This is a genomic window from Streptomyces sp. CA-278952 (genome assembly GCF_028747205.1).
Classification (GTDB): domain Bacteria; phylum Actinomycetota; class Actinomycetes; order Streptomycetales; family Streptomycetaceae; genus Streptomyces.
The window spans coordinates 919,275-938,285 of sequence record NZ_CP112880.1; the positions used below are offsets into that span (position 1 = coordinate 919,275).

Annotated in this window: 19 protein-coding genes; 10 read left to right on the forward strand and 9 right to left on the reverse strand. The window is 73.2% G+C overall.

Annotated elements, in window-relative coordinates; genetic code table 11:
• The first annotated feature begins 23 nt into the window (after window positions 1–23).
• Together N7925_RS03960 and N7925_RS03965 are read left to right on the forward strand one after the other, a co-directional pair.
• Window positions 24–500: an ATP-binding protein gene (locus N7925_RS03960; RefSeq protein ID WP_274343036.1), complete on the forward strand. Its 477-nt coding sequence runs from the start codon at window positions 24–26 to the stop codon at window positions 498–500.
• Window positions 494–934, forward strand: coding sequence for a hypothetical protein (locus N7925_RS03965; protein ID WP_274343037.1), 441 nt, complete (start codon window positions 494–496; stop codon window positions 932–934). Before N7925_RS03960 ends, N7925_RS03965 begins: the two co-directional genes overlap by 7 nt.
• 92 nt (window positions 935–1,026) lie before the next feature.
• On the opposite strand, the gene N7925_RS03970 is transcribed toward N7925_RS03965, so the two are convergent.
• The 8 genes from N7925_RS03970 to N7925_RS04005 all read right to left on the reverse strand — a co-directional run bounded on the left by N7925_RS03970 (window position 1,027) and on the right by N7925_RS04005 (window position 10,015).
• Window positions 1,027–2,373 (reverse strand): 6-phospho-beta-glucosidase, encoded by a 1,347-nt coding sequence (locus N7925_RS03970; protein WP_274343038.1) that lies wholly within the window; start codon window positions 2,371–2,373, stop codon window positions 1,027–1,029.
• 132 nt (window positions 2,374–2,505) lie between these two features.
• Window positions 2,506–4,119, reverse strand: a complete 1,614-nt coding sequence (locus tag N7925_RS03975; protein ID WP_274343039.1) for a cytochrome P450 — start codon at window positions 4,117–4,119, stop codon at window positions 2,506–2,508.
• A gap of 212 nt (window positions 4,120–4,331) precedes the next feature.
• The gene (locus tag N7925_RS03980) at window positions 4,332–4,946 is read right to left on the reverse strand and encodes a GTP-binding protein (protein ID WP_265598118.1); all 615 of its coding nucleotides are present in this window, start codon (window positions 4,944–4,946) and stop codon (window positions 4,332–4,334) included.
• Entirely contained in the window at window positions 4,927–5,298 is a 372-nt protein-coding gene (locus tag N7925_RS03985; RefSeq protein WP_026290056.1) for a DUF742 domain-containing protein, read from the reverse strand. Before N7925_RS03985 ends, N7925_RS03980 begins: the two co-directional genes overlap by 20 nt.
• Window positions 5,295–5,702: a roadblock/LC7 domain-containing protein gene (locus N7925_RS03990; protein WP_007454741.1), complete on the reverse strand. Its 408-nt coding sequence runs from the start codon at window positions 5,700–5,702 to the stop codon at window positions 5,295–5,297. The genes N7925_RS03985 and N7925_RS03990 overlap by 4 nt, the downstream gene beginning before the upstream one ends.
• A complete protein-coding gene (locus N7925_RS03995; protein ID WP_265598119.1) occupies window positions 5,699–7,333 on the reverse strand; it encodes a sensor histidine kinase in 1,635 nt (544 codons plus the stop codon). Before N7925_RS03995 ends, N7925_RS03990 begins: the two co-directional genes overlap by 4 nt.
• A gap of 463 nt (window positions 7,334–7,796) precedes the next feature.
• The gene (locus N7925_RS04000) at window positions 7,797–8,303 is read right to left on the reverse strand and encodes a MarR family winged helix-turn-helix transcriptional regulator (RefSeq protein ID WP_265598120.1); all 507 of its coding nucleotides are present in this window, start codon (window positions 8,301–8,303) and stop codon (window positions 7,797–7,799) included.
• Complete coding sequence (locus tag N7925_RS04005; RefSeq protein ID WP_274343040.1) at window positions 8,300–10,015, reverse strand: FUSC family protein; 1,716 nt, start codon at window positions 10,013–10,015, stop codon at window positions 8,300–8,302. Before N7925_RS04005 ends, N7925_RS04000 begins: the two co-directional genes overlap by 4 nt.
• A 157-nt stretch (window positions 10,016–10,172) precedes the next feature.
• On the opposite strand from N7925_RS04005, the gene N7925_RS04010 reads away from it, so the two are divergent.
• From N7925_RS04010 to N7925_RS04025, 4 genes are all read left to right on the forward strand, one after another.
• Window positions 10,173–10,604: a hypothetical protein gene (locus N7925_RS04010; protein ID WP_265598122.1), complete on the forward strand. Its 432-nt coding sequence runs from the start codon at window positions 10,173–10,175 to the stop codon at window positions 10,602–10,604.
• A gap of 125 nt (window positions 10,605–10,729) precedes the next feature.
• The gene (locus N7925_RS04015; protein ID WP_274343041.1) at window positions 10,730–11,380 is read left to right on the forward strand and encodes a DUF3105 domain-containing protein; all 651 of its coding nucleotides are present in this window, start codon (window positions 10,730–10,732) and stop codon (window positions 11,378–11,380) included.
• The gene (locus tag N7925_RS04020; RefSeq protein ID WP_274343042.1) at window positions 11,377–12,036 is read left to right on the forward strand and encodes a DUF305 domain-containing protein; all 660 of its coding nucleotides are present in this window, start codon (window positions 11,377–11,379) and stop codon (window positions 12,034–12,036) included. Before N7925_RS04015 ends, N7925_RS04020 begins: the two co-directional genes overlap by 4 nt.
• A 139-nt stretch (window positions 12,037–12,175) precedes the next feature.
• Complete coding sequence (locus N7925_RS04025) at window positions 12,176–13,423, forward strand: ROK family protein (protein WP_265598125.1); 1,248 nt, start codon at window positions 12,176–12,178, stop codon at window positions 13,421–13,423.
• A gap of 237 nt (window positions 13,424–13,660) precedes the next feature.
• Here the strand turns inward: N7925_RS04025 and xylA are convergent, their stop codons facing one another.
• Window positions 13,661–14,827: a xylose isomerase gene (xylA, locus tag N7925_RS04030; RefSeq protein ID WP_274343043.1), complete on the reverse strand. Its 1,167-nt coding sequence runs from the start codon at window positions 14,825–14,827 to the stop codon at window positions 13,661–13,663.
• A gap of 220 nt (window positions 14,828–15,047) precedes the next feature.
• Here xylA and xylB point away from each other — a divergent pair, with 220 nt between their 5' ends.
• The 4 genes from xylB to N7925_RS04050 are packed head-to-tail and all read left to right on the forward strand — an operon-like array spanning window position 15,048 to window position 18,928.
• A complete protein-coding gene (gene xylB / locus N7925_RS04035; protein WP_274343044.1) occupies window positions 15,048–16,532 on the forward strand; it encodes a xylulokinase in 1,485 nt (494 codons plus the stop codon).
• A gap of 26 nt (window positions 16,533–16,558) precedes the next feature.
• Window positions 16,559–16,783: a hypothetical protein gene (locus N7925_RS04040; RefSeq protein WP_274343045.1), complete on the forward strand. Its 225-nt coding sequence runs from the start codon at window positions 16,559–16,561 to the stop codon at window positions 16,781–16,783.
• Between the two features lie 19 nt (window positions 16,784–16,802).
• Entirely contained in the window at window positions 16,803–18,083 is a 1,281-nt protein-coding gene (locus tag N7925_RS04045; protein WP_274343046.1) for a VWA domain-containing protein, read from the forward strand.
• Entirely contained in the window at window positions 18,083–18,928 is an 846-nt protein-coding gene (locus N7925_RS04050; protein WP_274343047.1) for a hypothetical protein, read from the forward strand. Before N7925_RS04045 ends, N7925_RS04050 begins: the two co-directional genes overlap by 1 nt.
• Window positions 18,929–19,011 lie beyond the last annotated feature (83 nt).

The following is a 19,011-nucleotide window of genomic DNA, read 5'->3' on the forward strand; positions in this document are numbered from 1 at the left end:
GCCCCCACTGTGAGGAATCGGTCGTGGCACCTGGCAGTGCGCTCATCCCCCGGCTCATGGACCTCAGCCCCGGGACGGAGGCGCTCCGTTACTGCTTCGCGCTACCGGCGCACCCCGAGTCGGTGGCCGGTGCGCGCGAGCTGACGCGAGCCCGGACGGACGCCTGGGACCTGGGCCGTGACACCGGTGACGCGGCTGTCCTCATCGTCTCCGAGCTGGTGACCAACGCCGTCGTGCACACCGCGAGCACCCGGGTGGTGTGCGAGCTGAGCCGGCTCGGCAGACGACTGCGGATAGCCGTGCAGGACCAGGGGCACCAGCCCGACGGTCCGCGGCTGCGCCGCTCGTCGGACGACGAGCACGGCCGCGGTCTGCTCCTGGTCGACGCGATGAGCAGCGCCTGGGGTTCGCACGACGCCCAGAACGCCTCCGGACGCATCGTCTGGGCGGAGCTGGCGGCCGACGCGGAGCAGCCGTCCGGCTCGGAGCGGCCATGCTGAAGAACGCGATGGCCAGGTTCCGCTCGGCACACCGGGCCCGGACGCCCGAGCAGGCCCGTGGCGGCGGCCGGGTGCGGCTGGTCCTGCCGGCCTCGATGTCGACCACCCTGGGCTGTGACGCGGTCGGGGTGCCCGCCCGTCACGGCTTCCGCCTCATGTCCCATCTGCCGCGCACCGGATGCGTCTTCGCCGACACGGACCGCTGGTGGTGGATCGTCCCGGCCGGCTCCGACCTGGATCTCGACTGGCCCGGGCAGGTGACGTACGCGCGTGACGCGGACGTGCCCGGCGGGCGGCCCCGGCTGATCCACTCTCCGGACGGCCTCACCCCGTACACCCCGCCCATTCCGCTCTTCCTGATGGTCTGCCAGGTGACCGGGGTGGCGCCGAGCTGGGCCACGGCCGGCAGGCCGAGCCCCGTGTCGGCGCCGTAGTCTCCCGGGCGACCGGGCGGCGGGTCCCGCGTCGGAGCGAGCCGGGCCCGGTCAGGTCGGGCCCGTACCGTTCCGACGCGGGACCCGCGGGGTCAGGGCCGGTCGAGGTGGGCGAGCTGCGGATGGACCTCGACGTACCGGTCGAGCAGCCGCCCGGCCACTGCCACGGAGTCGACCAGCGGGTGCAGCGCGAACGCCTGGACGGCCGCCGCGCGGGACCCGCTCTCCGCCGCCTCCAGCACCGCCCGCTCCACTGCCTTCACGGCGGTGACGAGACCGACCGCGTGGTTCGGGAGGGGGGAGACGGCCACCGGGTGGGCCCCGTTGGCGTCGACGAGGCAGGGCACCTCGACGACGGCGTCCGCGTCCAGGGCCGAAAGGGCGGTGCGGTTGCGGACGTTGAGGATCAACGAGGTGCGTTCGTTGCGGGCGACGGCCCGCATCAGGGCGAGCGCGACCTGTTCGTAGCCACCGGACTCCAGGTCGCTCTCCTCCCGCTCCCCCGCCCCGGCGACCTCGCGGTTCGCCGCCATGTACGTCGCCTCGCGTTCGGCGCGGGTGCGGTCCCAGGTGGCCAGGGCAGGGGTGCCGGGCTCCCGCATGCGGGCGTAGAAGCCCTCCTGCTGGTCCCGGAGGAAGGCGCCCCGGGTCTGATCGGCCTCCTGGTAGGCGCGTACGGCTTCCCGGTTGAAGTAGTAGTAGTGCAGGTATTCGTTGGGGATCGCGCCCAGCGACCGGAGCAGCTCCGCGCCGAAGAGACGGCCCTCCTCGAAGGATGCGAGCAGCTTCGGGTCGGCGAGCAGCCGGGGCAGTTCGTCCCGCCCGTCCACGTACAGCCCCCGCACCCACCCGAGGTGGTTGAGCCCGGCGTAGTCGATCCAGGCCCGGTCCGGGTCGACTCCCAGGACGCGGGCGACCCGCCGCCCGAGACCGACCGGCGAGTCGCAGATCCCGATGACCCGGTCTCCCAGGTGCCGGGACATGGCCTCGGTGACGAGGCCCGCCGGGTTGGTGAAGTTGATGACCCAGGCGTGCGGGGCGAGCCGGGCGATGCGGCGGGCGAGGTCGAGGGCGACGGGGACGGTGCGCAGCCCGTACGCGATGCCGCCGGCGCCGACGGTCTCCTGGCCGAGGACGCCTTCGTCGAGGGCCACCCGTTCGTCGGCGGCGCGTCCGGCCAGCCCGCCGACCCGGATGGCGGAGAAGACGAAGTCGGCGCCGCGCAGTGCCTCGTCGAGCTCCGTGGTGGCGACGACGGCGGGCGCGTCCGCGATGCCCCGCCCCTGCTCCTCCAGGACGCGGGCGACGGCGGTGAGCCGGTCGGCGTCGGTGTCGTACAGCGTGATCAGGGAGACGCGGCCCTCGGCGTGATCGCCGAGGAGGGCCCCGTACACGAGAGGCACCCGGAATCCGCCACCGCCAAGAATTGTCAGCTTCACGCTGCTCGATGGTACGGGCAGCTCCGGCCTCCCCGGCGATGCCCGCACCCATGGCCCCCGAGCGCGACGCGGCGGCCCCGGGCCCGTGGGCGTGATCCGGGGCCGCCGCGGCCGATCGGGGTCGACGGCGGGTCAGTAGCCGCTCCACCAGCGGACGACGGCCTGCCAGAGCCGGGCGGGGGCGGCCGGCCGGCGCTGCTGCGGGATCGTCGCCACCGGAGCGGATTCCGGGGAAGGAGCCGGTTCGGGCTCGAAGGGCGCGGCCGGGGCGGGAGCGGGTGTGGCACCCCGGGCGGGAGTGGGCGTGGGGCCCGGCGCCGGGGCGGGTGTGGCGCCCGGGGCGTGGGCGGGCTGCGCCACGGCCGCCTCGTGCCGGGGCTCGGGGACCTGCCTGGCCGGGGAGGAGATCTCCCAGGCGTCGGCCGGACGGGCGGCGCGGGCCATCACCGAGAGCGGGTCGGCGTCCAGCTTCTGCTGGGGGCTGGGGGCGAACTTCACCGGCAGCTCGACCAGGTGGCGGGACATGATGTTGCCGACCCAGCGCAGCTCGCCCTCCCCGACACCGAGCTCCAGGTCGGGCAGGCGCATCAGCAGCGCGTCGATCCCGACGTCGGCGATGGCCCGGCCGATGTCCTGTCCCGGGCACTCGTGGGGGCCGCCGCTGAAAGCGAGGTGGGCGCGGTTGCCGCTCATGTCGGCGGCCAGGTCCGGGCGGACGGTGGGGTCGGTGTTGGCCGGGGCGATCCCGACGAGCAGGGCGTCGCCCGCCTTGATCTGCTGGCCGCCCAGCTCCGTGTCACCCACCGCCCAGCGGCCGAACACCGCGGTGAACGGCGGCTCGTCCCACAGGGTCTGCTCCACCGCCTCGGGGACGGTCATGTGCCCGCCGCTGAGCCGGGCGCGGAAACGCGGGTCGATCAGGACCATGCGCAGCACGTTGGCGATGAGGTTGGCGGTGGACTCGTAGGCGGCGATCATGATCAGGCGCAGATGCTCGATGACCTCGGTGTCGGTCATCGACGCGGGGTGCTCGACGAGCCAGGAGGCCAGGTCCGGCGCGGATTCGGCACGGCGGCGCTCGACCAGGCGCGTCAGCACGGACACGATGTGGGCGTTGCTGGCCACGGCGGTCTCGGTGCCGCGCGTCATGTCCCGCGCCGCCTGGACGAGACGCTCGTCGTACTCGTCCGGCATGCCGAAGATCGCGCACACCACCATCATCGGCAGATGCTCCGCGAACTGGCTGACCAGGTCGGCGGTGCCCTTCTCGCAGAAGTCGTTGACGAGGCGGTTACTGAAGCGGTTGATGTGGCGGCGCACCCCGCGGGTGTCGATGCGCTCCATGCTGTCGGTGACCGCGCCGCGCTGCCGTTCGTGCTTGGCGCCGTCGGCGAACACGCAGACGGGCTGCCAGGTGAAGATCGGGGCTAGCGGGTGGTCGGGGGCGACGCTGCCGTCCTGGAGGGCCCGCCAGCGCCGCGAGTCCCGGGAGAACTGGGAGGGCGTACGGGTGACGTGGAGGTTCTCGCTGTGGCCGAGGACGAGCCAGGCGGGAACGTCGCCGTGGAGCAGGATCGGGGCGACCGTGCCGTGTTCGGCGCGGAGCTTGTCGTAGAGGCCCGCCGGGTCGTTCTCCGCCTCGGGGCCGTAGAGCCGGCGCAGTCCGCCGGGGCCGATGTCGAGGTTGTGGGCCGGGCACTGGGGCGGGGGCACGGCGCCGGGTTCGTGGTGGAAGGGGGTTGTCACAGAGGCTCCAGGGATCAGGATTCCAGGGCTGGTGCACAGGCGGGCGGGACGGGTCGTCGGTTCGCGGCCCGGGCCGGACCGGGCCGGGGGCAGGCGCCGCGGGATGGCGCGCGCCCCCGGTCGCGGATCCGGTCGCGGATCCGGTCGCGGATCCGGTCGCGGATCCGGTCGTGGATCTGCTGGACCGGGGTTGTCCCGAAGGAGGTTCGGTGTCAGGCGAGGGGGATGGCCAGGCTGTGCAGATAGCGCATCAGGGTCATCAGCACATCGCGGCTGGAGGCCCGCAGCCGCGCGTCGCAGTCGACCATCGGAACCTCGTCCGGCAGGTCGAGGGCTCTGCGCAGGGCCTCGACCGGGTGGTGCGGCGCGTCGGGGAAGGTGTTCACGGCCACTACGAAGGGCACTCCGCGCTCCTCCAGCCGGCCGATGACGTCGAAGCTGACTTCGAGCCGTCTCGTGTCGATGAGGACGACCGCGCCGAGGGCGCCCTCGAAGAGGCCGTTCCAGAGGAACCAGAAGCGCTCCTGGCCGGGGGTGCCGAACAGATAGAGGATCAGTTCCTCGCTGAGGCTGATCCGGCCGAAGTCCATGGCGACCGTGGTGGCGGTCTTCGTCTCCACCCCGGCGTTGTCGTCCACGCCGACGCCGGCCTGGGTCATGGTCTCTTCGGTCGTCAGCGGCCGGATCTCGCTCACCGAACCGACCATGGTCGTCTTGCCGACGCCGAACCCGCCGACGATCACGACCTTCACCGCGGCGGTGGCCGTGGTGGGAAGGACGTCCTCGCTACGGGGTCCGGTGATCGTGTCAGAGTTTCTGAAGTCCATGCATCACCGCTTCGAGAAGGGACCTGTCGGGGAGCGTGGCACGGACGATCGGCGCACGCGACTGGATGAGATCGGTCGCGAGGAGATCGCTCAGGAGCGAGGTGACCACGCTGAACGGCAGGCTGAGGTAGGCCGAGATCTCGGCGACGGACAACGGCGCCTGGCAGAGCCGCAGGATGGCCGCCTGCTCGGGCTGGAAGGTCGGCGAGGGCTCCGCCTTCGCGACGACCATCGTGACCAGGTCGAGCGCGGACCGTTCACTGTCGTCGAGATCGCCGGTGATCACGTACAGCCGTTCCGGATCGTGCAGGTCCGGATCGGCCTTGCGGCGTTCTCGTCGAGGACCACTCATCCGGACTGCCCGCCGTGGCGGGGCGGGCTGGTCAGGTGGGCTCCGATCCGCACGACCATGTCCCGCATCCGGGCCCCGACGAGTCCGGCGTCGACGGTCTCGCCGGCCAGGACCGCGAGATAGGCGCCGGCCCCGGCCGCCATCAGGTAGAAGAACCCGCCCGTCACCTCGATGACCACGAGCTTCATGAGGCCGTCGCTGTACGGGATCTCCGTGGCCACCGCGGCGGCCAGGCTCTGGAGTCCGGCGCAGGCCGCCGCGAGCCGGTCGGCGACGTCGGGATCGCCGCCGTGCATCGCGATGCGCAGGCCGTCCGACGAGAGCACCACGATCTGGTGGATGCTCGGAACGTCGTCGGCCAGTTCCTTGAGCATCCAGTCCATGTTTCCCCGCTGCTGGATCACTTCAGGTCTCCCTTGTCCCACGCGTCATCGGAGTCTTCGCCGTGCTTTCGTTCCTGCGGTACGCCGTTGACGGCCTTGGTGAAGGCCTCCAGCCAGAGGCCGGGAGGCTTCTCCTCGCCGCGTCCGCCGTCCGTTCCCTCGTCCGCGCCGGGCGAGAACCCGTTGGCGGGGGGCGGTGGTGGCTGCTGCGGGAGGTTGTGCGAGCCGAGCGGGGCGCGGCCCCGGCTGCGGCGCTGCGGCAGCCCGTTCTCGGTCCACTCGGTGACCACGGGCAGGTCGTCCTCCATGGCTGCCGCGTGCGGGGCCGGGTGCGACGTGGCCGCTGGGGCTCCGGTGGAGACCGGTGCGGCCACGGACGGCACGGGGCCGGTGGCGGCGGGCTTGGACTTGCGCTTGCCGGGCGGCGGCACCACGTGCTGGAGCTGCGACATGTCCAGGGAACTGGTGGGCCGCGAGGTGGCGCCGATGCCGTGGGCGATGCCCGGGGCGGGCCCGGTGGTGATCATGTCGCGCGGCACGATGAGGACGGCGCGGACGCCGCCGTACGCCGACTGACGCAGCGACACCTGGAGCTGGTACATCCGGGAGAGCCGGCCGACGACGGCCATGCCGAGGCGCGGAGACTCCCCGAGGTCGTTCATGTTGATGCCGGCCTGCGCCTGGGCGAGCATGTTCTCGGCGCGGGCGCGGGCCTCCTCGCTGAGGCTGACGCCGCCGTCCTCGATCTCGATGGCGATGCCGGTCTGCACCTCGACCGCGGTGACGTGCACCCGGGTCTGGGGCGGTGAGTAGCGGGTCGCGTTGTCGAGGAGTTCGGCGCAGGCGTGGATGAGCGGTTCGACCGAGGTGCCGACGATGGCGACCTTGGCGATCGAGTGCAGCTCGACGCGCTGGTACTCCAGGATGCGGGACATCGCCCCGCGCAACACGCTGAACAGCGGTACGGGCTTGGGCCACTGGCGGCTCGGGCGGGCGCCGCCGAGCACGGCGATGGAGTCGGCGAGGCGGCCGATCAGCGCGGTGCCGTGGTCGATGCGCAGCAGGTCGTCGAAGACCTCGGGGTTGCGCCCGTAGTGGTTCTCCATCTCGCGCAATTCGCTGGCCTGGCGGTTCACGATCGCCTGGACACGGCGGGCGACGCTGACGAAGGCGCGCTGAGCGGAGTCACGCCGCGCCTCCTCGTTGTCGATGACTTCGAGGACCTGGTAGACCTGCTCGCGCAGCGCCTTGGGCAGATGCCGGTTGGCCGCGTCCGCGTCGACGATGTCGCGCATCACCTCTTCGGGCGAGTTGCCCACGCGCAGCCGCCGGATGGCGGCGGGCATGACTTCCTTGGTGAGCCGTACCGTCTCGGCGTCGTGCGAGAGGATGCGGTGTTCCAGATAGGCGATGCGCTGTTCGTACTCCGCGCGCTGGACGCGCATGGCGCGTCGGCGGCGGTGCAGCGCCACGGTGAGTACGGCGACCACGAGCGTGGCGATCGCGCCGCACACGGCGACTGGTATCCGCGCGGCCGGTGCGACCAGCGCCGAGCCGGCGGCGGTGGCGCCGAGGAGCAGGGCCACGGGCAGCAGGACTACGCGGACGACGGGAATTTCTCTGTCGGTCGGCGGTGATTCAACACGGACCATCTAAAACCCTCTGGCGGTTGATTCCGGGATGTATGCGCACGTGAGCGGAGACTCAGGAACAAGTGCTCGAATTCATCTCAACTCGTCTTCACTGCGCGTGAGCTTAGCCAGATCAGAACAGTGCTTCGGCATATTCACCCAACCCCCTGCGGAAGCTCTCCGGGAGGAATACACTCGCCAGTTTTTGCACGCTGCGCTGCGGGGCGTGCGCGGTGAGTGATCGCGGCTGAAATCGCTCCCCGAGAAGGCCCTCCGGGCCCGGAGAACCCGAACATGCACCATCAGTTAAGGGTATTTTCCAGGGCAAATCGCCCGCGCGTGGGCAACTTTCGCCGGGCAGAACAGGACAACGGCACAAGTGATCGAACCGGATCGAAAGGTGCAGATTCCTGACCGACGAACGAGTGACGCGCGAAATCGCCGCGCTGACGCGGCTGCGAAGACCCCGGGCCGGGCCGTCGGGTCAGCGCCGGGCTCCGCCGAGCCGCCCCTCCAGCTGGACGAGCAATTCGCCCAGCCTGGAGCCGAGTTCGTCGCGGGCGCCGCCGTCCAGACCGGCGAGCACCGCGCGTTCGTAGGCGAGCTGTTCGGGCAGGATCCGGTCGACCAGGGCCCGGCCCTCGTCGGTGAGCCGGACATGGGCGACCCTCCGGTCGCGGGCGTCGCCCCGGCGCTCGACCAGGGCGCGGTCCTGGAGCGCGCGCAGCCGCTTGGTGACGGCGGCTCCCGAGGAGAAGGTCTCGCGGGCCAGCTCGCCGGGGGTGAGCTCCCGGTCCGTCCTGCGTACGGCGCCGAGGAGGTCGAATTCGGCACGGGTCAGTCCGGCGGAGCGCAAGGGGGCGTCCTCCGCCTGCTGGAGCAGGGCGGCGCAGCGGTTGATCCGGCCGATGATCTCCATCGGTCCGGTGTCGAGCCCGGGGTTGACGGCCTGCCACTGCCGGACCACCGAGGCAACGATGTCGTCGGTCACTCCGCTCCGATCGAAGGGGCGTGGACCGCGGGAGGCGTATCGCCCCCGGGCCCCCGCCGTATGTCTGTCGCGGCGAGCGTACGGTGTCCGGCCCGCTCGGCCGCGAGAAGGCGCTGCTCGGGCAGGGCGCGCTGCCACCATTCGCCCGCGGCGGTGTCGCCGGCCTCGCGCAGTTCGACGAGGCTGGCGGTGAGCGTCCGGCGCGCCCGGTCCCGGGTCGCGGGCGCCGCCCCGGGGTCGGCTCCGGTCCGTTCGGCGTCGGCGCGGGCCCGGTCCAGGGCGTCGAGCGCCCGTTCGACGCGCCCCGCCGCCCGCCGGTTGGTGACCAGCGTCGCGGCCAGGAAGCCGACGACCGCCCCGAGGACGGTGTCCAGGACCCGGTCGCCGATGAGCTCCCCGGCGGGATGGGCGCCGCCGAACTCCAGGACCAGCAGGGCCATCGGGGTCACCGCGACGGAGCCGAGCCAGTAGTTGCGGGTGATGAGGGCCTCGGCGGCGAAGCTGAAGAAGAGGCAGCAGCAGACGAGGGCGAGCGGGCTGATCCGGGAGACGGGCAGGACCGCGGCGAAGACGAGCACGCCCAGGAGGTTGCCGAGGGTGCGCTGGAGGGTCCGGTTCCACGAGAGGGTGATGTTGGCCTGGTAGAGGGAGGCTGCGGTGACGATCGCCCAGTAGGGGCGCCCGACGCCGAGCGCGGCGCAGAGGTATCCGGCGAGCGCGCAGCCCGCCAGGGTGCGGACGGCGACCGGCAGCAGCGGCGATCCGGGGCCGAGGCGGCGGAGCAGGGCGCGACGGGCCGCGCGGCGCCCCTGGGGGGCCCGCAGGGCGGCGCGCTCCGCGTCGATCCCGTAGAGCTCGTCGGCGGTGCCGGGGGGCGGCGGCGGCATGGGCACGGGACCCCGGGCCCGGATCAGGGCGGCCCAGGCGCGCAGCCGGTCCGGATCCACGGTCCCGCCCCCGGGGCCCGGGGCCACGAAGGCCGCTTGGGCGTGCACCACCAGGCGTTCCAGCGACCGGCGTACGGCGGTGGGGCGGCCGGAGGCGAGCAGGCACTGCCAGGCGGCGTGCACGGCGGCGGCCGCCGCGTTGCGGGTACGGGGGCCGGGGTCGGCGGCGCACGCGGCCGCGGCCTCCAGGGCGCGGGCGACGGCCCGGCGTTCGGGTCCCTCGCGACGGACCAGGGCGGGGGCGACGGCGACCAGCCAGGCGAACGCGCCCGCGCCGAGGGTCAGGGCGAGGTGGCCGGGGATCTGCTCCGGGCGCTGCGGGGCGAAGAGGGCGGCGGAGCTGACGAAGGTGAAGATCACATGGCCGGGCGGTCCGATCCGGGTGGCGTCGCACAGCACCTTCTGAGCGGCGGCGAGCAGCGCCCCGACCGCGATGAGCACGGCGGTCGATCCGGTGAGCGACGCGGTGACCAGGGAGACGGCGAGCGAGGCCGTCATGCCGAGCACCACGCCCGCGACGGCCCCGGCCCGCCGGGCGTACGGCAGGCCGTGACCGTAGAGCGCACAGAGCGAACCGGCCATCGTGTACATCACGAGGTCCAGCCGGCCGATGGCCAGGAGCGTCAGCTGGGGTGCGGCGGAGGCGACGACCACGCTGAGGGCGGGCTTGAACCAGGTGTCCGACGGCCGCGAGAGCCGGAGGGCCGAGGCCAGCGGGAGGGCCCGGGCGGAGGGCCGCCCCGAACGGGTAGGTGTATCGGTCACTCATATACGTTAGCAGGTATTACACCTGTAAATCACCTGACAATCACCTGTAGATCCATGGGGCTCTGTTCGAGCGACGGCGACTCGGGCACACTGTCCCGCGGACAGCGCGACCCATATTCTTTGAATCTTCATGCACCCACTACGATGACGGGCGATGACCAGGGTGAGCACGCGGACGGACCGGCAGCGGTACCGCTCCCGCACGCCCCTCGCTCTGGGCTGGGTGTTCTTCCTCCTGGCCATGCTCTTCTGCTGCTCGGTCACCACCTCGTCCGCCGGCGCCCCGGTGGCCGCGGGCCCTGCCGGGTCGAGTGCCGTCCGCGCTTTCACCCCGACGCCCGACGCCGCCTTCGAACCGGTCGTCCTGGCCTCTCCCGCGGACCGCGGCCTCGGGTCGTCGTGCCACGGGGGCTCGACGCACACGGCGGCCGTCGTGCTTCCGGCGTCCTGCGCCCCCGTCACCGTTCCCTCGCCCGTGACCTTCGTCCCCGCCACCCCGCTCACCGGCGCGGCGGCCATCCGGGGTCCCGCGCACGACGGTGTGCGTTCCGTCGATCAACTACGCCTTCAGGTCCAGCGGATCTAGAGGCCGGGTCCGCTCTCCCGCCGCGCCCCGGCGCCGGTTCACCGGGAGCGGTTCTTCGCCTGCCCCGCCCCCCTTCCCCCTTCATGCATCGCCTGTATGCATCGGTTGAACGACGAGGACTCCCCATGGCTTCCGCCAAGAACCAGAACAACCCGGCCTCAGCGCGTCGCGCCAAGCTCGAGGAGGCGCGCCGCAAGGAGCGCGCCCGCGAGCGGCGGGTCCGCGCCATCACCATCAGCGCGTCGGTGGCCGTGGTCGCCGCCCTGGTCGCCGGAGGCGGCTATCTGATATCGCAGGCGAACGAGAAGGACAAGAAGGAGGAGCAGGCCAAGACCTCGCCGGTCACCGGCGAGCGCAGCTGGGACGAGCTGGGGCGGGAGCACGTGACGACCAAGGTCGACTACCCGATGAACCCGCCCGTCGGCGGCGACCACAACCAGGTCTGGATGAACTGCAACGCCGACGTCTACTCCGACGAGATACCGAAGGAGAACGCCGTGCACTCGCTGGAGCACGGCGCGGTCTGGGTCACGTACAACGACAAGGCCTCGGACGCCGACGTCGAGGCGCTGACCAAGAAGGTCAAGTCGACCCCGTACTCCCTGATGAGCCCCGTCAAGGACCAGAAGGACCCGCTGATGCTCAGCGCGTGGGGCAAGCAGGTGACGGTCAAGAACGCCACCGACGACCGGGTCGCGCAGTTCTTCACCAAGTACGTGCAGGGCCCGCAGACCCCCGAGCCGGGGGCCGCCTGCACCGGCGGGCTGGACAAGTGACCGCCCTGACCCCTTCCGGCTCCATGCGTCGGATGGTCCTCGCGGGGGCCGCCGTGCTGCTCCTGGCGCTGGGGCTGGTGGCGCTGATGGTCGTACGCCCCTCCGCGGCCTCCCCGTCCGGGGCGTCCTCCGCGGCGCGGTCCGCTCCGGCGGAGGACTCCGTGGACGCGGGCTTCGCGCGGGACATGGCCATCCACCACCAGCAGGCGGTGGAGATGTCGTTCATCGTGCGGGACCGCACCGACGACGTGGACGTGCGGCGTCTCGCGTACGACATCATCAACACCCAGGCCAACCAGCGCGGCATGATGCTGGGCTGGCTGGAGCTGTGGGGGCTGCCGAAGAGCGCGGCCGGGCCGCCGATGGAGTGGATGGGGCACACCCTCACGCCGACCGACGACGGTTCGCTGATGCCGGGCATGGCCACCGACGCGGAGCTGGCGGCCCTCACGGCCGCGAAGGGCGAGAAGGCCGAGGTGCTGTTCCTGCGGCTGATGACCGTGCACCACCGCGCCGGTGCGGACATGGCGCAGGCGGCCGCCGGTGCGGCGAAGACGGACGCCATCCGGAATCTGGCGGCGGGCATGGTCAGCGGCCAGCAGTCGGAGATCGGCCTGATGGCGAACATGCTGAAGGACCGGGGCGCGGGGCCCTGAGCGAGGCCGATCGGAGGGGGCGGTTCGGGCCGGACGGCCGGAACCGCCCCCTTGCGTGACGCCTCCCCTTCCGCTTCCGCGCTACCGCCCGTTCCCGGCCCCCGCCGGGAGCCCCGCATCACATAGGCTCGGCGACGATATGAAGAGCATCCTCACTCCGCTGGGGCCCAAGGCCGACAAGGACACCGTGCGACGGCACAATCTGAGCCTGGTACTCCGCGCCGTACGGGACGAGGGCGAGCGGGGCGAGGCGACCCGGGCCGGAGTGGCCGCCCGGGTCGGGCTGACCCGGGCCGCGGTGTCCTCGCTCGTCGAGCAGCTGATGGACAGCGGGTTCCTCACCGAGTCGGGCAAGACGTTCAGCGGACAGGCGGGCCGCCCCGGCACCGCGCTCAAGGTGGCCAGGACCGGACCGGCCGGGCTCGGCGTGGAGATCAACATCGATTACGTCTCGGTGTGCGTGGTCGACCTGGCGGGCACCGGCCGGGTCCGGCAGACCGAGCACCTCGACAACCGGGGCGCGCCCGCCGAGGAGGCCCTGGCCCGGGCGGCCCGGATCGCCGCGCGGACCCTGGAGTCGGCGTACGAGCAGGAGTTGCGGCCGGTGGGCGCGGCGCTGGCGCTGCCGGGTCTGGTCTCCGGCGGGTCGGTGCGGCAGGCTCCGAACCTCGGCTGGAACGAGGTCCCGGCGCAGGAGCTGTTCGCCGAGGCGCTGGCCGCCCTGCGCCCCGGCCACCCGGTGCTGCCGGTCGCCTCGGAGAACGAGGCCAATCTCGCGGCACTGGCCGAGCTGTGGTTCGGCGGTCTGGGGGATGTGCGGAGCTTCCTCTATCTGACCGGGGAGATCGGGGTGGGCGGCGCACTCGTCCTGGGCGGCGAACTGCTGCGCGGTGCGCACGGTTTCGCCGGGGAGATCGGGCATGTGGTGGTGGATCCGGCGGGGCCGGAGTGCCGGTGCGGTTCACGGGGGTGCCTGGAGCAGTACGCCGGCCAGGCGGCGCTGCTGCGGGCGGCCGGGGTCGAGGGCCTCGGGGGCGCCTCCGGGGTGCTGGAGCTGGAGCGGCGCGCGGGCGCCGGGGACCCGCGCGCGGTGGCCGCGGTCGGTGAGGCGGGCCGGATGCTGGGCCGGGTCCTGTCGGGCGCGGTGAACCTGATCGACCCGGACGCGGTGGTGCTCGGCGGGATCTACCGGGGGCTGATGCCGTGGCTGGCGCCGCCCGCCGACGAGGAGCTGACCGGCCGGGTGGTGTCGGGGCTCTGGTCGCCGGGCAGTGGCCGGCTCCGGGCGTCGTCGGTGGCGGGCGACGCGGCGCGGGGCGCGGCGGCGCTCGTGGTGCAGGATGTGCTGGACGATCCGGTGGCGTACGCGGAGCCGTCCGGCGGCTGAGCCGGGGCCGTCCCACCGGCTGGGGCCGGGGCCGGACGGCTTCGGGCCCGGCCGGTGGGACGGCCCCGGCGGGTCCAGCCCGACGGGTCCGACCCGGCGGGACGCGCGCGGTGGGCCGGACCCGGCGAGCCAAACCAGTGGGTCGGGCCGGGTCCCAGGCCGGTGGCTCAGCCCGGCGGGACGAACCGGGGCGGGCCGAACCGATGGGTCAGGCCCGGCGGGCCGAACCGGTGCGGGTCAGCGCACGGCGAGCAGGTGGTCCATGGCGAGCTGGTCCAGTGCCTCGAAGGCCATGCCGCGTTCCGCGGCGGCGTCCACGTCGAAGTCCTCGTACGCGCTGCGGTCGGCGAGCAGGCCCGCCAGTCCCTCGCCGGCGGTGGGGCGCGCCAGTTCGTCCAGGCGGGACGCGCGCAGGGCCGCCCGCACCTCGGGGTCGGCGCGGAAGGCGGCGGCCCGCTCCTTGAGGATGAGGTAGTTGCGCATGCAGCCCGCGGCGGAGGCCCAGACACCGTCGTAGTCCTCGGTGCGCGGGGGCTTGAAGTCGAAGTGGCGGGGGCCTTCGTAGCCGCTCTCCAACAGGTCGACGAGCCAGAACGCCTGGCGCAGATCGCCCGCGCCGAAGCGCAGGTCCTGGTCGTACTTGATGCCGGACTGGCCGTTGAGGTCGATGTGGAAGAGCTTGTCCGCCCACATGGCCTGGGCGATGCCGTGCGGGAAGTTGAGCCCGGCCATCTGCTCGTGCCCGGTCTCCGGGTTGACGCCGACCAGCTCGGGGCGCTCCAGGCGCTCGATGAAGGCCAGGGCGTGGCCGATGGTGGGCAGCAGGATGTCGCCGCGCGGCTCGTTCGGCTTGGGCTCGATGGCGAAGCGGAGGTCGTAACCCTGCTCGACGACGTACTCGCCCAACAGGTCGAAGGCCTCCTTCATCCGGTGGAGGGCGAGGCGGACGTCCTTCGCCCCGCCGGACTCGGCCCCCTCGCGGCCGCCCCACGCCACGAAGGTGCTCGCGCCCAGTTCGACGGCGAGGTCGATGTTGCGCAGGGTCTTGCGGAGTGCGTAGCGACGTACACCACGGTCGTTGGCGGTGAATCCGCCGTCCTTGAAGACGGGGTGGGTGAAGAGGTTCGTCGTCACCATGGGCACGACGAGCCCGCTGTCGTCGACCGCCGTACGGAAGCGCTTGACGATCCTTTCGCGCTCGGTCTCCGGCGCGCCGAAGGGGATCAGATCGTCGTCGTGGAAGGTCACCCCCCAAGCGCCCAGCTCCGCGAGCCGCCGCACCGAGTCCACGGGGTCGATGGCCGCGCGGGTCGCGTCGCCGAAGGGGTCCCGGCCCTGCCAGCCCACGGTCCACAGGCCGAAGCTGAACTTGTCCTCGGGGGTGGGGGTGAAGCGTTCCGTCATCGTCGTCCGACCGCCTTCGCCTGCCATCGGGACGCCCGGCCGCCAGCCCGGCACCCCTATTTGTTCAGTGTCATGACTAATCAAGCACACTCCACCACGGCCAGGGAACCCCCCTGCCGGGCGAAGCCGGTCCCGCCCCCTGTGCAGGGCGGCGGCCATCCCGTAATTTGTTCGTGCCCCAGCCAAATGATCAGGCCGTCCCGTGCGAAAGAGGCTCCCCATGCCGTCACCCGCCGTCGTCATCGGCGTGGACAGCTCGACCCAGTCCACCAAGGCCGCTTTCATCGACGCCGCGACCGGCGAGCAGCTCGCCGTGGGGCGCGCTCCGCACGTGGTCACCGGCGAGGCCGGGGCCCGGGAGAGCGATCCGGAGATCTGGTGGCGGGCCCTGTGCGAGGCGGTGGCCGCCGGGCTGAAGGAGTCCGGCCTTCCCGCCCGCGCGGTCACCGGCATCGCGGTCGCCGGGCAGCAGCACGGGCTCGTCGTACTGGACGGCGCGGGTCGGCCGCTGCGCCCCGCGCTGCTGTGGAACGACACCCGCTCCGCGCCGCAGGCCGCCGCGCTCACCGACGCGCTCGGCGGGCCCGGGGCCTGGGCGGAACGGACCGGGTCCGTGCCGGTCGCCTCGATCACCGCGTCCAAGTGGCAGTGGCTGCGCGAGACGGACCCCGCGAGCGCCGCGAACGCGGCGGCGGTCCGGCTCCCCCACGACTTCCTGACCGAACGCCTCTCGGGCGTCGCCGCCACCGACCCCGGGGACGCCTCGGGCAGTGGCTGGTACTCCACCGCCACCGGCGCCTACGACCCCCATCTGCTGGAGCTGCTCGGTCTGGACGCGGCGCTGCTCCCGGAGGTCGCGCCCACCGGGGCGGCCAGGATCGGCTCGCTCACCGAGTCGGCGGCGCGAGCACTCGGGCTGCCCGCCGGCATCGCGGTGGCGGCCGGCACCGGCGACAACATGAGCGCCGCCGTGGGCCTCGGGCTGGGCGGCGACGGGCTGCTGGACCACCCGGCCCTCAGCCTCGGCACCTCCGGCACGGTGTTCGCCGCCTCCCGCACCCGGCCCGCGTCCACCGCGCTGAACGGGTTCGCCGCCGCCGACGGCACGTACCTCCCGCTGGCCTGCACCCTCAACTGCACGCTCGCCGTGGACAAGGTGGCCGCCCTGCTCGGCCTGGACCGCGAGGACGCGACGCCCGGCGGCAAGGCCGTCCTGCTCCCCTACCTCGACGGCGAACGGACCCCCGACCTGCCGACCGCCTCCGGACTGCTGACCGGGCTGCGCCACGACACCACCCGGCAGCAACTGCTGGGCGCCGCCTACGAGGGCGCGGCCGTCACCGTGCTGCGGGCCATGGACGAGCTGCTGTCGGCCTGCGGTCTCGACCCGCACGCGCCCGAGGTCGCCGCCCGCCCGCTGCGCCTGATCGGCGGTGGGGCACAGGGGCGGAGGTGGGTGGAGACGGTCCGCCGGCTCTCCGGCCGGCCGCTCGTCATCCCGGGCAGCGGGGAGCTGGTCGCCCTCGGCGCGGCGGCGCTCGCCGCCTCGGCGGCGGGCGGCGGCGACCCGGTGGCGCTGGCGACGGCCTGGCAGAAGTCGGGGACGGACCGCCGACTCCCGCCGGTGGAAAGGGACATGGAGACCTGGGAGCGCGTCACCTCGGTCCTGGAGCGGGCCTCCGGGCCCCTGCTCACCGGCCCCTGACGCCCCCTGGGGCCACCATGTCCTCGATGAGGCCGACGGCGCGCGGGGTGCCGCCCTCGCTCCGGGCGGCGGCACGCAACCGCGCGGACCGCTGTACCCACCAGGTGGTTCTCCTGCGGACCGCCCCTGATCCGCAGCTGCCCGCCCAAGCCGCGACCACGACGGCCCGGGCCGCCGCCGCCGGCGGCGCGTTCGACCGTCCCGCGCTGGAGGGGGTGGCCTCAAGCGACCCGGTTGGGAATACGAACTGATTTTCCATAAGATCCATCGATGATCATGAGAAAACGGCTGACGACCGGGGTGGGCATAGCGCTCGCCACCCTGGCCGCCGGGCTCGGCACCGCGATCCCCGCCGCCGCCGACGAAGCTCCCGCCGCCCCCTCCCCCCAGGTCGAGCTGGTGCTCGACGTCAGCGGCTCGATGCGGACCCGCGACATCGACGGCCAGTCCCGGATGGCCGCCGCCAAGCAGGCGTTCAACGACGTGCTGGACGCGGCGCCCGAGGAGGTGCACCTCGGCATCCGGACGCTCGGCGCCGACTATCCGGGCGAGGACCGCAAGGTCGGCTGCAAGGACACCAAGCAGCTGTACCCGGTCGGCCCGCTGGACCGCACCGAGGCCAAGGCCGCGGTCGCCACCCTCGCTCCGACCGGCTTCACCCCGATCGGCCCGGCCCTGCTCGGCGCGGCCGACGACCTGGAGGGCGGGGACGGTTCGCGCCGGATCGTGCTCATCACGGACGGCGAGGACACCTGCGGGCCGCTCGACCCGTGCGAGGTGGCCCGGGAGATCGCCGCCCGCGGCACCCACCTGGTCGTGGACACGCTGGGCCTGGTCCCCAACGCGAAGATCCGCCAGCAGCTGACCTGCATCGCGGAGGCCACCGGCGGCACGTACACCGCCGTCCAGCACAAGGACGAACTCTCCGGCCGCGTCAAGCAGTTGGTGGACCGGGCCGCCGAGCCGGTCATCACGCCGGTGGCGACCGAGGGAGCCGGGAGCTGTTCCGCCGCGCCCGAGCTGAAGCCGGGTCTCTACACCGACCGCGCGGAGATCGCCCAGCACCGCTGGTACCGCGTCGACGTGCTGCCCGGTCAGGAGCTGCGCGCCTCGGCGAGCGTGGCGGCCGACCGCGCCGTGGACGACGACTACGGCGTACTGCTGCGCGCGGTGACCGTGCACGGCCGGGAGATCGTCCGGGGCTCCGAGGCCGGGACCGGCCGCACCGACGTGATCTCGTCCGGGCTGCGCTATCCGAAGCCCGAGGTGGAGGACGGCGACGACGGCGACAGCAAGCCCGCCGCCGAGACCGTCTGCCTCCAGCTCGCCCACTCCTTCTCCGCGCCCGCCTCGGTGAAGCGGTCCCCCGGCCTGCCGGTGGAGCTGACCGTGGACCTGGTGGACGGCCCGGACAACGCCTCCGACGTGGCGGCTTTCGGGCTCGGCCGCGGCTGGTGGCTGCTCGGCGTGCTCGTCCTGACCGGACTGGTCGCGGGCCTGCTGACCGGCTGGATCTCGCGCTGGCGCGTCGCCGTATGGAGGACCAACTGATGCGCACGAACCTTCGCCGTACCCACGGCGCCCGACGCGCGCTGACCGGAGCGCTCCTCGCCGGTCTGACCCTGCTCACCTCGGCGGGCGCGGCCGCGGCCGACGACCCTTCGGCGAGCGCGAGCCCCATCGACGACGGGTCGGGCCCCACCGAAGCCGGGACCACGTTCCGTACGGCCACCGCACTGGACCAGGGGCAGACGGGCACCGCCCGTGCCTCGGCGGGCGACTACCTGTACTGGGTGTTCCCGGCCGACGCCGGTCAGCGGCCCACCGTCGAGGCCACCGTGAAGCTGCCCTCGAGCGCTCGGAGCTCCACGTCCACCTGGCAGATCGACGTGTACGACGGGCTGCGCCGCCGCCAGGCCTGCATGTACGGGCACCAGACCAGGAAGGCGGCGGCCGACGCGGCCTCCGTCGAGCTGTCCTGCGTGCTGCGGACCGTGCGGTCCTGGTCCGAGCCCTGGGCGAGCGATCCGCTGCCCGGCAGCTACTACATCCGCCTCACGGCGGTGGACCTGCCCGCCGCCGACCTCGGGCTGCCGGTGGGCGTCGAGGTGAAGGCGGTCCCGAAGGAGCAGGGCGGGGCCCACGACGTGGACGGCACGCTCTCGGAGCCGCTGGTGCCGGGCGTATCGGTCGCCTCGGCGGACGACGCGGGAGCCTCGGCCGCGCCTCGGGTGCCGTCCGCCGGTGAGCCGGAGGACGGCTGGGCGTCGGGCTGGTGGACCGACCGCTGGCTGTGGACCGTGGGCGGCGGCGCGCTCGCCGCGCTGGCGGCCGTGTTCGGCTACTCGCTGACGCGGGGCCGGGGCCGGCCGGCCCACGTGCCGCCCGGCGTCTGAGGGGCCCACCGCCCGCTCACCGAGTGGCGGCCGCACCGGGCCTCGAAGATCCTGGCCCCCGACAGGGACGGGATCTTCGAGGT

What these genes read in the sequence shown, in the direction of transcription:
- xylA (WP_274343043.1), bottom strand. Translation starts at nt 14,827, where the DNA reads ATGACGGAACGCTTCACCCCCACCCCCGAGGACAAGTTCAGCTTCGGC.
- N7925_RS04010 (WP_265598122.1), top strand. Translation starts at nt 10,173, where the DNA reads ATGACCAGGGTGAGCACGCGGACGGACCGGCAGCGGTACCGCTCCCGC.
- N7925_RS03995 (WP_265598119.1), bottom strand. Translation starts at nt 7,333, where the DNA reads ATGGTCCGTGTTGAATCACCGCCGACCGACAGAGAAATTCCCGTCGTC.
- N7925_RS03980 (WP_265598118.1), bottom strand. Translation starts at nt 4,946, where the DNA reads ATGGACTTCAGAAACTCTGACACGATCACCGGACCCCGTAGCGAGGAC.
- N7925_RS04040 (WP_274343045.1), top strand. Translation starts at nt 16,559, where the DNA reads ATGAGGCCGACGGCGCGCGGGGTGCCGCCCTCGCTCCGGGCGGCGGCA.
- N7925_RS04050 (WP_274343047.1), top strand. Translation starts at nt 18,083, where the DNA reads ATGCGCACGAACCTTCGCCGTACCCACGGCGCCCGACGCGCGCTGACC.
- N7925_RS03985 (WP_026290056.1), bottom strand. Translation starts at nt 5,298, where the DNA reads ATGAGTGGTCCTCGACGAGAACGCCGCAAGGCCGATCCGGACCTGCAC.
- N7925_RS03965 (WP_274343037.1), top strand. Translation starts at nt 494, where the DNA reads ATGCTGAAGAACGCGATGGCCAGGTTCCGCTCGGCACACCGGGCCCGG.
- N7925_RS04015 (WP_274343041.1), top strand. Translation starts at nt 10,730, where the DNA reads ATGGCTTCCGCCAAGAACCAGAACAACCCGGCCTCAGCGCGTCGCGCC.
- N7925_RS04025 (WP_265598125.1), top strand. Translation starts at nt 12,176, where the DNA reads ATGAAGAGCATCCTCACTCCGCTGGGGCCCAAGGCCGACAAGGACACC.
- N7925_RS04045 (WP_274343046.1), top strand. Translation starts at nt 16,803, where the DNA reads ATGATCATGAGAAAACGGCTGACGACCGGGGTGGGCATAGCGCTCGCC.
- xylB (WP_274343044.1), top strand. Translation starts at nt 15,048, where the DNA reads ATGCCGTCACCCGCCGTCGTCATCGGCGTGGACAGCTCGACCCAGTCC.